The sequence below is a fragment of the Mesorhizobium sp. M7A.F.Ca.MR.362.00.0.0 genome (genome assembly GCF_004023175.1).
Classification (GTDB): Bacteria; Pseudomonadota; Alphaproteobacteria; order Rhizobiales; family Rhizobiaceae; genus Mesorhizobium.
This window is the reverse complement of sequence record NZ_RZTF01000121.1, coordinates 1-11,627: the sequence shown is the minus strand read 5'-3', so window position 1 is coordinate 11,627 and position 11,627 is coordinate 1. Positions and strand designations below refer to the sequence as shown.

Sequence of the window (11,627 nt, the reverse complement as noted above, 5' to 3'; positions counted from 1 at the left end):
ACAGAATAGGCTCCGACCATCAGCAGCGCCAGCGCGCCGACGGCAAGGATCAGCTCTGGCGTCGAGAGCGACAGGCTGGAGAGAAGGTCCGGCGTCATGGTTCGCAAAACCTCTGGTCAGTTCGCCGCCGCGGTCTGCGCGGCGCCGATGGATGCAGTGACATTGGTGACGAGCGACTTGACCGATTCGGCCGTCGCGTCGAAGACCGGGGCGGGATAGACGCCGAAGAAGATGACTAGAACGACCAGCGGGTAGATGATCACCTTCTCGCGCAGCGACAGGTCGAGCAGGCCCTTCAGGCTGTCCTTGGTCAGCGCACCGAAGATCACCCGGCGGTAGAGCCAGAGCGCGTAGGCGGCCGACAGGATGACGCCGGTGGCGGCGAAGAACGCCACCCAGGTGTTGACCCGGAACACGCCGAGCATGGTCAGGAACTCGCCGACGAAGCCGCTGGTACCGGGCAGGCCGACATTGGCCATGGTGAAGATCAGGAACACCGTGGCGTATTTCGGCATGTTGTTGACCAGGCCGCCATAGGCCGCGATCTCACGTGTGTGCATGCGATCGTAGATGACGCCGACGCACAGGAACAGCGCGCCGGAGACGAGGCCGTGGCTGAGCATCTGGAAGATAGCGCCCTGCACGCCTTCCTGGTTCATGGCGAAGATGCCCATGGTGACGAAGCCCATGTGAGCAACCGACGAATAGGCGATCAGCTTCTTCATGTCTTCCTGCATCAGCGCCACCAGGGAGGTGTAGATGATGGCGACGACGGACAGCGCGAAGACCAGCGGCGCGAACATTTCCGACGCCAGCGGGAACATCGGCAAGGAGAAGCGCAGGAAGCCGTACCCGCCCATCTTCAACAGGATGCCGGCCAGGATGACGGAGCCCGCCGTCGGCGCCTCGACGTGCGCGTCGGGCAGCCAGGTGTGCACCGGCCACATTGGCATCTTCACCGCGAAGGAGGCGAAGAAGGCAAGCCATAGCCATGTCTGCATGTTGGCCGGGAAGTTGTGGGTCAGCAGCGTCGGGATGTCGGTTGTGCCGGACTGGAAGAACATCGCCATGATGGCGAGCAGCATCAGCACCGAGCCGGCTAGCGTGTAGAGGAAGAACTTGAACGAGGCGTAGACGCGCCGCTTGCCGCCCCAGACGCCGATGATGATGAACATCGGGATCAGGCCGGCTTCGAAGAAGACGTAGAACAGCACGATGTCCAGCGCGCAGAACACGCCGATCATCAGCGTTTCGAGTAGCAGGAAGGCGATCATGTAGGCCTTCACGCGCTTCTCGATCGATTCCCACGAGGCCAGGATGCAGAGCGGCATCAAGAAGGTGGTCAGGATGACGAACAGCATCGAGATGCCGTCGACGCCCATATGGTAGGAAATGCCGGAGTCGAGCCAGGCGACCTTCTCGACGAACTGGAAGCCGGACTGCGAATTGTCGAATCCGGTCCAGATGAACAGCGAGATGATGAACGTGAAAATCGTCGTCAACAGCGCGATGGCGCGGATGTTGCGGCGTGCATTTTCGCTGTCGTCATTGATGAACAGGATAAGCAGCACACCAACCAGCGGCAGGAAGGTGACCAGCGAGAGGATTGGCCAGGCGGTCATCAGAGCATCATCCAGGTGACGAGTGCGGCAACGCCGATCAGCATGGCGAAGGCGTAGTGGTAGAGATAGCCGGTCTGCAGCTTGACGATGCGGTCGGTGACATCGACGACGCGCGCCGAAATGCCATCCGGGCCAAGGCCGTCGATGATGGTGCCGTCGCCGGTCTTCCACAGGAAATGGCCGAGGCGCTTGGCCGGACGCACGAACAGGAAGTCGTAGAGCTCGTCGAAATACCACTTGTTGAGCAGGAAGGCGTACAGCCCGCGATGCTGCGCGGCGAGGTTGACCGGCATTTCCGGCGAGCGGATGTAGAATTTCCAGGCCAGCGCAAAGCCGATCAGCATGGCGATGAAGGGCGACAGTTCGACCCACAGCGGCAATTCGTGGATGTCGTGCAGGATGTGGTTGTCCGGCAGCGTGAACAGCGATGCCTTCCAGAACTCGGCATAGCCCTCGCCGATGAAGGCGTTGTGGAAGATGACGCCGGCAAACAGCGCGCCGGCAGCCAGGATGAACAGCGGCACCAGCATCACCGGCGGCGATTCATGGACATGGTGCATCACCTCATGGCTCGCCCGCGGCTTGCCGTGGAAGGTCATGAAGATCAGCCGCCAAGAGTAGAAGGAGGTGAAGCAGGCGGCGATGACCAAAAGCACGAAGGCCATGCCGGCAACCGAATTGTGGCCGGCAAAGGCGCTCTCGATGATGGCGTCCTTGGAGAAGAAGCCGGCGGTGCCGATGACCGTCACCGGAATGCCGACGCCGGTCAGCGCCAGCGTGCCGATCACCATCATCCAGTAGGTGGTCGGGATCAGTTTCCTGAGGCCGCCCATCTTGCGCATGTCCTGCTCGTCGGACACGGCATGGATGACCGAGCCCGAGCCGAGGAACAGCAGCGCCTTGAAGAAGGCATGCGTGAACAGGTGGAAGATCGCCGCGCCATAGGCGCCGACGCCGAGTGCCACGAACATGTAGCCGAGCTGCGAGCAGGTCGAGTAGGCGATGACGCGCTTGATGTCGTTCTGGACGAGACCGACGGTGGCCGCGAAGAAGGCCGTGAAGGCACCGATGAAGGTCACCACAGTCAGCGCCGAATGCGACAGTTCGAACAGCGGAGACAGCCGTGCCAGCATGAACACGCCGGCCGTCACCATGGTGGCGGCATGGATCAGCGCGGAAACCGGTGTCGGGCCTTCCATGGCATCCGGCAGCCAGGTGTGCAGCGGCACTTGCGCCGACTTGCCCATGGCGCCCATGAACAGGAGCAGGCAGACGATCGTCATGGCCGCCTGCTTGTCCAGCGCATAGCCGAGGAAGGTCAGCACCGCGGCGCCGTGCGGGGCGCCTTCGGCCGGAATGAACGTTGCCGCATTGGCAAAGATGGTGCCGAGATTGACCGAGCCGAACAGCACGAACAGGCCGAAAATGCCGAGCGCGAAGCCGAAATCGCCGACGCGGTTGACGACGAAGGCCTTGATTGCCGCGGCATTGGCCGACGGCTTCTTGTACCAGAAGCCGATCAGCAGATAGGAGGCGAGGCCCACCCCTTCCCAGCCGAAGAACATCTGCACCAGATTGTCTGATGTCACCAGCATCAGCATGGCGAAGGTGAACAGCGACAGATAGGCGAAGAAGCGCGGCCGGTTCGGATCGTGGTGCATGTAGCCGATCGAATAGATGTGAACCAGCGCCGACACGGTGTTGACCACCACCAGCATCACCACCGTCAGCGTGTCGATCCTGAGCGCCCAGGCCGCTTCCAGCCCGCCTGACTGGATCCAGCGCATCACCGGCACGGTGAACACCTCGCCATGGCCGAAACCGACGGTGAAGAAAGCGACCCACGACAGCACCGCCGCGATCACCAGGAAACCGGAGGTGATGTATTCGGACGCCTTGGCGCCGAGCGACGTGCCGAACAGGCCGACGATCAGGAAGCCGAGGAGGGGAAGGAAGACGATGGCCTGATACATGGTGGTTCCGTCAACCCTTCATCATGTTCACGTCTTCGACCGCGATCGAGCCGCGGTTGCGGAAGAAGACGACGAGAATGGCAAGCCCGATGGCGGCCTCAGCCGCCGCGACCGTCAGCACGAACAGCGCGAACACCTGGCCGACCAGATCGCCGAGTGCTGCCGAAAAGGCGACGAAATTGATGTTGACCGCCAGCAGGATCAGCTCGACCGACATCAGGATGACGATGACGTTCTTGCGGTTCAGGAAGATGCCGAACACGCCGAGCGTGAACAGAACAGCCGATACGGTCAGATAATGCGCGATGCCGACAACCATCTCAGAGTCCCTCGCCTGTCTTGACCTTGCGGATTTCCATGCCGGTCGCCGGCGTGCGGCCGACCTGGGCCGCGATCGACTGCCGCTTGACGCCTGGCTTATGGCGCAGGGTCAGCACGATGGCGCCGATCATGGCGACCAGCAGCACGAGGCCCGAAATCTGGAAGTAGTAGAGGTAGTCGGTATAGAGGATGTCGCCGAGCGCGGCGGTGTTGGTCCGCGTGGCGAGATCCGGAATGGGCTTGGAGACCGTCGAAGCGAGCTGCGGCGCGAAAGTGTAGCCGCCGAGAACGACGATCAGCTCCGCCGCCAGGATCAGCCCGACCAGCGCGCCGATCGGCGCATATTGCAGAGCGCCTTCCTTCATCTCGGCGAAATCGACGTCGAGCATCATGACGACGAGCAGGATCATCGCCAGGAACTCGGCCCCGGTCAGCATGAACAGGCCGGCGGCGTTGAAAAAGGTCAGGATCAGGAACAGCACCGAATGCACGGGGTTGCGCGACGAAATGACCATGAACGCGGACGCCACCGCGACAAAGGCGAAGAGGTAGAAAAAGGCCGCCTCTAGTCCACTCAACATTGGGGATCCCCAGGGTTCCTGTACGAACAGGACGCTCGTCCTGTTTGTTGTCTCTGGCCTGGTTCCGCCTCCGGTTCCAAAGCCGCGTTGTCCTAGCCCATGTTCCGATCGGGTTGAAAGGCCCGATCGAAAGAAACATGGGCCACTCTGTATTCCGGAGCATGATCTGGTCCGAAAAGTCCGCAACTTTTCGGGATCATCCTCTGGACGAGGCCCCTGCCCCGCCCATGCGTCAAATATCAGCGGTAGGGCGAGTCCAGCGAGATGTTGCGCGCCAGTTCGCGCTCCCACCGGTCGCCATTCGCCAACAGCTTGTCCTTGTCGTAGTAGAGTTCCTCACGCGTCTCCGTCGCGAATTCGAAATTCGGCCCCTCGACGATGGCGTCGACCGGGCAGGCTTCCTGGCAGAAGCCGCAATAGATGCACTTCACCATGTCGATGTCGTAGCGAACCGTGCGGCGCGTGCCGTCATTGCGGCGCGGGCCGGCCTCGATGGTGATGGCCTGCGCCGGGCAGATTGCCTCGCACAATTTGCAGGCGATGCAGCGTTCTTCGCCATTGGGATAGCGGCGCAGCGCATGCTCGCCGCGGAAGCGCGGACTGGTCGGCCCCTTCTCGTGCGGATAGTTGATCGTCTCCTTCGGCGCGAAGAACTGGCGCATCGACAGGAAGAAGGCGCTGACGAAATCCTGCAGCAGCAGCGATTTGGCGGCTTGGGAAAGAGCGCTCATTGTTGTGCTCCAAACGTCGTTACTGCCAGTATCGCCCCCAAGATGGACCAAAAAACCGGCATGAAATAGCGATATGCAAATGTGGTCATCTCACCAATCTTGCTCTTATTCCAACCCAAGATCGGCATCACATATCCGGCCGGCAGCCTCTCCTGGCTTTTAAGCACGAATGGCAAAACAGCGACGTAGCCGAATGTCGCAACCGCCAATCCACAAATCACACCGATCAGGCCAAGGAAAACTGTGCTCATGCCCATCCCGTGATCTTGAGGAAGGCGGCGGTGGCGACCACCATGAACAGCGAGATCGGCAGGAACACTTTCCAGCCAAGCCGCATCAATTGGTCGTAGCGGTAGCGCGGCACGAAGGCCTTCACCATGGAGATGCCGAAGAACACGAAGCAGACTTTCAGCACGAACCAGATGACGCCCGGCACCCAGGTGAACGGCGCGAAGTCGAACGGAGGCAGCCAGCCGCCGAGGAACAGGATGGTGGCCAGCGCGCACATCAGCACGATGGCGACATACTCGCCGAGGAAGAACAAAAGGAACGGCGTCGACGAATATTCGACCATGTGGCCGGCGACCAGTTCCGATTCGGCTTCCACCAGATCGAAGGGCGGCCGGTTCGTCTCGGCCAGCGCCGAGATGAAGAAGATGATGAACATCGGGAACAGCGCCAGCCAGTTCCAGTCGAGGAAGGTGTTGGGCAGGCCAAGCCGCGTACCAATTCCATCATGCTGCGACAAAACGATATCGGTGAGGTTGAGCGAGCCGGCGGTGAGCAGAACGGTGACGATGACGAAGCCGATCGAGACCTCGTAGGACACCATCTGAGCGGCCGAACGCAGCGCGCCGAGGAACGGATATTTCGAGTTGGAGGCCCAGCCGCCCATGATCACGCCATAGACCTCAAGCGAGGAGATGGCGAAGACATAGAGGATGCCGACATTGACGTTGGCGATCGCCCAGCCCTGATTGACCGGAATGACCGCCCAGGCCGAGATCGCCAGCACGGCCGAGACCAGCGGCGCCAGCAGGAACACGCCCTTGTTGGCGCCGGACGGGATGACCGGCTCCTTGAAGACGAATTTCAGCAGATCGGCGAAAGCTTGCAGCGTGCCCCAGGGGCCGACGACGTTCGGGCCACGGCGCAGTTGCACCGCCGCCCAGATCTTGCGGTCGGCGTAGAGGATGTAGGCAACGAAAATCAGCAGGATAACGATCAGCACGACCGATTTCAGCAGAATGATCAGCGCCGGCAGCACGTAGAAGGAGAAGAAAGTGTCCATGCTTATTCCGCCGCCTGCTTGAAGCCGCTCTTGGCCAGTGCCGAGCATTCCGCCATCACGGCCGATGCCCGCGCGATCGGGTTGGTCAGGTAGAAATCCGTCACCGGCGAGGTGAAGGTGCCCTTGTTCAGCCGCCCGCCGAGCTTCGCCACCCCGGCGATGTCCTCGGCATTGCCGGCCGCGACCTGATCGATACGGGCCAGATGCGGGTATTCGCCATAGAGCTTGGCGCGCAGCTGCGGCAGCGAATCAAACGGCAGTTTCTTGCCCAGCACATCTGACAGCGCCCGCAGGATCGCCCAGTCCTCGCGCGCCTCGCCTGGCGCGAAGCCGGCGCGGTTGGTCTGCTGCACGCGGCCTTCGGTGTTGACATAGGTGGCCGACTTTTCCGTGTAGGCGGCCGCCGGCAGGATGACATTGGCGCGGTGCGCGCCCTGGTCGCCATGCGTGCCGATATAGACGACGAAAGCGCCGCCGGTCTTGGCCATGTCGATCTCGTCGGCGCCGAGCAGGAACAGGAGCTCCATTTCGCCCAGCATGCCGGCGACGTTTCTGCCGCCCTCGCCCGGCACGAAGCCGAGGTCGAGGCCGCCGACACGTCCGGCCGCGTTGTGCAGCACGGCAAAGCCGTTCCAGTCAGCGCGGGCAGCGTTTACGGCGGCGGCGAGCTTGGCCGCCTGTCCGAGCACGGCCGCGCCATCGGCACGCGCCAGCGCGCCCTGGCCAACGATGATCAGAGGGCGTGTCGCCTTCTTCAGCGTCTGGAAGAACTTGCCGTTGCCGTCGGCCAAATCCTTCAGCGAATCCGGTCCGGCGCCCAGCTGTTCGTAGTCGTAGCGGGTATCGCCAACATCGCCGATGACGCCGACCGGCAGATTGCCGATCCGCCAGCGCTTGCGGATACGGGCGTTGAGCACCGAGGCTTCATAGCGCGGATTGGCGCCGATGATCAGCACCGCATCGGCCTGCTCGATTCCTTCGATGGTCGGGTTGAAGATATAGCTCGCCCGGCCGAGCGCCGGGTCGAGTGCGGCGCCGTCCTGGCGGCAATCGGTATTCTTCGAGCCGAGCGAAGCCATCAGCAGCTTGAGCGCATAGGTTTCCTCGACGGCGGCGAGATCGCCCGCGATAGCGCCGATCTTTTCGGGCGCCGTCTTCGATACCGCGTCCTTGATCGCGGCGAAGGCCTCGGCCCAGCTGGCGGCAACCAGCCTGCCGTCCTTGCGCACATAGGGGCGGTCGAGACGCTGCGTGCGCAGGCCGTCCCAGATAAATCGGGTCTTGTCGGAGATCCACTCCTCGTTCACCGCCTCGTTGACGCGCGGCAGGATGCGCATTACTTCACGGCCCCGGCTATCGACACGGATCGCCGAGCCGACCGCATCCATCACATCGATGGACTCGGTCTTGGTCAGCTCCCACGGCCGCGCCTGGAAGGCGAATGGCTTCGAGGTCAACGCGCCGACCGGGCACAGGTCGATGACATTGCCCTGCAGCTCCGAGGTCATCGCCTGTTCGAGATAGGTGGTGATCTCTGCATCCTCGCCGCGGCCGATCAGGCCGAGCTCGGAAATGCCGGCGACTTCGGTGGTGAAGCGGACGCAGCGCGTGCAGTGGATGCAGCGGTTCATCACCGTCTTCACCAGCGGCCCGATGTATTTGTCTTCGACCGCGCGCTTGTTCTCGTGATAGCGCGAGGAATCGACGCCGAACGCCATCGCCTGGTCCTGCAGGTCGCATTCGCCGCCCTGGTCGCAGATCGGGCAATCCAGCGGATGGTTGATCAGCAGGAACTCCATCACGCCTTCCCTGGCCTTCTTGACCATCGGCGTGTTGGTGAAGATTTCCGGCGCCTCGCCATTCGGCCCGGGACGCAGGTCGCGCACGTTCATGGCGCAGGAGGCCTGCGGCTTGGGCGGCCCGCCCTTCACCTCGATCAGGCACATGCGGCAATTGCCGGCGATCGAGAGCCGCTCATGGAAGCAGAAGCGCGGCACTTCCGCGCCAGCGTCTTCCGCCGCCTGCAGCAGCGTGTAGTGGTCGGGTACAGTGATCTCTTTCCCGTCGACCTTGAGCTTTGCCATTCGCCTCAAACCCCTGCGGAGTTCCCGCAATCTCTTTGTCCGGACGCGGTCGAGACCACGTCAGGCATTTCATTCACTTGACGGCGAGCGCCGCCGCTTGGGCTGTCCAATCGTCGCGGCCGATACGGCCGCCGAGCGACAGATAATCCTCGACCCAGGCAACCTCTTGCGGCGTCCATGCCGCGATCTGGGCATAGGTCCAGATACCGAGGCCGTTGAGAACCTTTTCCAGCTTCGGCCCGATGCCCGAGATAGCCTTGAGATCTGCCGGAATGGCCGGCTTCTCCATGGCGTTGGGCTGCCTGAAATCATCGGGCATCAGCGCATCGCCGGCGCCGCTTGTCGCCGGAGCGGCGTTTGCGGCCGGCACGGCAGTGGCGGCTTCCTTGGCGGCAATATCGGTGACCTCCCGGGCGAAGGACTGCGCCTCGGCGATCATGGTTTTCGCCGTCGCCCGTGCCTTGGTGGAGGAAGGACTTGGATCTTCGAACTGCGCGACGCGCGCCTCGAAATCATCGACGATCGGCTGCAGCAGCCGCTGCGAGGCTTCTGCTGCGCCTGAAAGCGCGCCCAGCCAGACGCCGAAAGCATGATTGGCGAGCCCGAGGCCAAGCGCCGACATCGCCGCCGCACCCGCCACAGGATGCACGAAAAGGTTGACGGCGCTGGCCATCTCCTTCGGCATCATCCTGGTCAAGTCCTGGTTCATCTTCTCGATCTGGTCCAAATTGGGCATCAGCGGGTTCGAATACGGCGCCATAGAGTTCTCCTGGTCGTTTCTTCGTTCGCCCCGCCCTTCGCTGCGGACTTCCGCCCGCGTAAACATTCTTCTATTCCGCCGCCACCATCACAGGCTCGGCCCGGTGCGCATTGCGCGAAAACTCGTCGATGCGCCGCTCCACTTCGCCGCGGAAATGCCGCATCAGTCCCTGGATCGGCCATGCCGCCGCGTCGCCAAGCGCGCAGATCGTATGGCCCTCGATCTGCTTGGTGACGTCGAGCAGCATATCGATCTCGCGCTTCTGCGCCTCGCCGCGCACCAGCCGTTCCATCACCCGCCACATCCAGCCGGTGCCTTCGCGGCATGGCGTGCACTGGCCGCAGCTCTCGTGCTTGTAGAAGTAGGAAAGCCGCGCGATCGCCTTCACGACATCGGTCGACTTGTCCATGACGATGACAGCCGCGGTTCCAAGGCCGGATTTGAGGTCGCGCAGCGCGTCGAAATCCATCGGCGTGTCGATGATCTGCTCCGCCGGCACCAGCGGCACCGAGGCGCCGCCCGGTATGACCGCCAAAAGATTGTCCCAGCCACCGCGAATGCCGCCGCAATGCGTCTCGATGAGCTCGCGGAACGGGATCGACATCGCCTCTTCGACCGTGCACGGATTGTTGACGTGGCCGGAGATGCAAAACAGCTTGGTGCCGACATTGTTGGGCCGGCCGAAGGACGAGAACCAGGCCGCTCCTCGGCGCAGGATGGTCGGCGCAACCGCGATCGATTCGACATTGTTGACCGTGGTCGGGCAGCCATAGAGGCCGACATTGGCCGGGAATGGCGGCTTCAGCCGCGGCTGGCCCTTCTTGCCTTCGAGGCTTTCGAGGAGTGCAGTCTCCTCGCCGCAGATATAGGCGCCGGCGCCGTGGTGCATGTAGATGTCGAAATCATAGCCGGAGGTGTTGTTCTTGCCGATCAGCTTGGCCTCATAGGCCTCCTCGATCGCGCGCTGCAGCGCCTCGCGCTCGCGGATGAACTCGCCGCGCACATAGATGTAGGCGGCAATCGCGCCCATGGCGAAGCCGGCAAGCAGCGCGCCCTCGACCAGCGTGTGCGGGTCGTTGCGCAGAATGTCGCGGTCCTTGCAGGTGCCGGGCTCGGATTCGTCGGCGTTGATGACGAGATAGCTCGGCCGGCCATCGCTCTGCTTGGGCATGAACGACCATTTGAGACCGGTCGGGAAGCCGGCGCCGCCGCGGCCGCGCAGGCCCGACGCCTTCATCTCGTTGACGATCCATTCGCGCCCCTTGGCAACGATGCCGGGCGTGTTGTCCCAGGCGCCGCGCGCCATCGCGCCGGCCAGCGACTTGTCGAACAGGCCGTAGATATTGGTGAAGATGCGGTCTTTGTCCTGAAGCATTTTTCGTCCCTCAGACCGGCTTCTTGCCGAAGACGCGGATGTATTCGGCGACGCCACCCTTGGCGAGCGCCTTGGCCTGCTTGACCCAGTCGTCGCGATCGATGCGGCCCTGGAAAGAGAGATAGCCATCCACCCACTCGCGTTCGGCCTTCTTCCACGACGCGACCTGCGCGAAGGTGAAAATGCCCAGCGTATGCAGGATGCCCTCGATCTTGGGGCCGACGCCGGAGATCAGCTTGAGGTCGTCGACCTGTGCCGGTTTATCGATTCCGGCCGGACGGTTTTTGTCCCCGAGCGACGGTTTGGCCGGCTTGGCCGCCGGCACCTTGACCTCCGGCGCCTTGAAGGCGGATGCCGGCTCGGCCTTGGTGATCGGACCGCTGCGCTGCTTGGAAACCTGCTCGACCTTGGAGTCCGCCTTGTTGGCGTTGGCGGCCGAATGCAGCGGCGCGGCAACGCTCGCCGCCTTTTCAACCGCCGGCGCGACCTTGGTTTTTGAAGGCGTCTTCAATGCCGGGCTGGTTTCAGGGGCGTCGGTCTTCGGCTTGCTGGTGTTGGACGGTGCGACAGGGGCCGCGGCCGGCCCCGGCACAGGCGCCGCGATGATCGCGTCGGGCGCCGCCCTGGCGGCCTTGGCGGCCTCCCTGGCCTCCCTTTCGCGGGTCGACTTGAGGATCGCCTTTTCGCTCTTCAGCGTGGTGAGGCCGGAGGCCGGCTCGGAGCCGGTGCGGCCGTTCTGCGGCCCCGGTTCCACCGAAGCACCCTTGCCGGCGTCATAGAGATCGATGATTTCAGCCAGGCGTTCCGGCGTCAGATCCTCGAATGTGTCCTTGAAGATCATGACCATCGGCGCGTTGACGCAGGCGCCAAGGCATTCGACCTCTTCCCA

The 11,627-nt window shown here is 62.9% G+C and carries 12 protein-coding genes; all 12 read right to left on the bottom strand.

Features of this window, described 5'->3' with window-relative positions; translation table 11 throughout:
• On the bottom strand, positions 1 to 98 hold a 98-nt coding region (locus EOC06_RS42660; protein WP_245469665.1), incomplete at its 3' end, for a hypothetical protein.
• Between the two features lie 18 nt (positions 99 to 116).
• Positions 117 to 1,622: an NADH-quinone oxidoreductase subunit M gene (locus EOC06_RS16675; protein WP_127320599.1), complete on the bottom strand. Its 1,506-nt coding sequence runs from the start codon at positions 1,620 to 1,622 to the stop codon at positions 117 to 119.
• The gene (nuoL, locus tag EOC06_RS16670) at positions 1,622 to 3,595 is read right to left on the bottom strand and encodes an NADH-quinone oxidoreductase subunit L (RefSeq protein WP_128308293.1); all 1,974 of its coding nucleotides are present in this window, start codon (positions 3,593 to 3,595) and stop codon (positions 1,622 to 1,624) included. The genes EOC06_RS16675 and nuoL overlap by 1 nt, the downstream gene beginning before the upstream one ends.
• A gap of 10 nt (positions 3,596 to 3,605) precedes the next feature.
• A complete protein-coding gene (gene nuoK, locus EOC06_RS16665) occupies positions 3,606 to 3,914 on the bottom strand; it encodes an NADH-quinone oxidoreductase subunit NuoK (RefSeq protein ID WP_010910101.1) in 309 nt (102 codons plus the stop codon).
• A gap of 1 nt (position 3,915) precedes the next feature.
• Positions 3,916 to 4,497: an NADH-quinone oxidoreductase subunit J gene (locus tag EOC06_RS16660; RefSeq protein ID WP_128308292.1), complete on the bottom strand. Its 582-nt coding sequence runs from the start codon at positions 4,495 to 4,497 to the stop codon at positions 3,916 to 3,918.
• A 239-nt stretch (positions 4,498 to 4,736) separates the two neighbouring features.
• Complete coding sequence (gene nuoI / locus EOC06_RS16655; protein ID WP_023812382.1) at positions 4,737 to 5,228, bottom strand: NADH-quinone oxidoreductase subunit NuoI; 492 nt, start codon at positions 5,226 to 5,228, stop codon at positions 4,737 to 4,739.
• Positions 5,225 to 5,479, bottom strand: coding sequence for a hypothetical protein (locus EOC06_RS16650; RefSeq protein ID WP_127810074.1), 255 nt, complete (start codon positions 5,477 to 5,479; stop codon positions 5,225 to 5,227). The genes nuoI and EOC06_RS16650 overlap by 4 nt, the downstream gene beginning before the upstream one ends.
• Positions 5,476 to 6,519, bottom strand: coding sequence for an NADH-quinone oxidoreductase subunit NuoH (gene nuoH, locus EOC06_RS16645; protein WP_128308291.1), 1,044 nt, complete (start codon positions 6,517 to 6,519; stop codon positions 5,476 to 5,478). The genes EOC06_RS16650 and nuoH overlap by 4 nt, the downstream gene beginning before the upstream one ends.
• 2 nt (positions 6,520 to 6,521) lie before the next feature.
• The gene (gene nuoG / locus EOC06_RS16640; protein ID WP_128308290.1) at positions 6,522 to 8,603 is read right to left on the bottom strand and encodes an NADH-quinone oxidoreductase subunit NuoG; all 2,082 of its coding nucleotides are present in this window, start codon (positions 8,601 to 8,603) and stop codon (positions 6,522 to 6,524) included.
• 73 nt (positions 8,604 to 8,676) lie between these two features.
• On the bottom strand, positions 8,677 to 9,363 hold the full coding sequence (locus tag EOC06_RS16635; RefSeq protein WP_128308289.1) for an NADH-ubiquinone dehydrogenase: 687 nt from the start codon (positions 9,361 to 9,363) through the stop codon (positions 8,677 to 8,679).
• A 70-nt stretch (positions 9,364 to 9,433) separates the two neighbouring features.
• Complete coding sequence (nuoF, locus tag EOC06_RS16630) at positions 9,434 to 10,738, bottom strand: NADH-quinone oxidoreductase subunit NuoF (RefSeq protein ID WP_127268495.1); 1,305 nt, start codon at positions 10,736 to 10,738, stop codon at positions 9,434 to 9,436.
• A gap of 10 nt (positions 10,739 to 10,748) precedes the next feature.
• On the bottom strand, positions 10,749 to 11,627 hold an 879-nt coding region (locus tag EOC06_RS16625; protein ID WP_128308288.1), incomplete at its 5' end, for an NAD(P)H-dependent oxidoreductase subunit E.

Coding starts and splice junctions, on each gene's coding strand:
- nuoK (WP_010910101.1), bottom strand. CDS start 3,914: ATGGTTGTCGGCATCGCGCATTATCTGACCGTATCGGCTGTTCTGTTC.
- nuoF (WP_127268495.1), bottom strand. CDS start 10,738: ATGCTTCAGGACAAAGACCGCATCTTCACCAATATCTACGGCCTGTTC.
- nuoI (WP_023812382.1), bottom strand. CDS start 5,228: ATGAGCGCTCTTTCCCAAGCCGCCAAATCGCTGCTGCTGCAGGATTTC.
- EOC06_RS16635 (WP_128308289.1), bottom strand. CDS start 9,363: ATGGCGCCGTATTCGAACCCGCTGATGCCCAATTTGGACCAGATCGAG.
- EOC06_RS16660 (WP_128308292.1), bottom strand. CDS start 4,497: ATGTTGAGTGGACTAGAGGCGGCCTTTTTCTACCTCTTCGCCTTTGTC.
- nuoG (WP_128308290.1), bottom strand. CDS start 8,603: ATGGCAAAGCTCAAGGTCGACGGGAAAGAGATCACTGTACCCGACCAC.
- nuoH (WP_128308291.1), bottom strand. CDS start 6,519: ATGGACACTTTCTTCTCCTTCTACGTGCTGCCGGCGCTGATCATTCTG.
- nuoL (WP_128308293.1), bottom strand. CDS start 3,595: ATGTATCAGGCCATCGTCTTCCTTCCCCTCCTCGGCTTCCTGATCGTC.
- EOC06_RS16675 (WP_127320599.1), bottom strand. CDS start 1,622: ATGACCGCCTGGCCAATCCTCTCGCTGGTCACCTTCCTGCCGCTGGTT.
- EOC06_RS16650 (WP_127810074.1), bottom strand. CDS start 5,479: ATGAGCACAGTTTTCCTTGGCCTGATCGGTGTGATTTGTGGATTGGCG.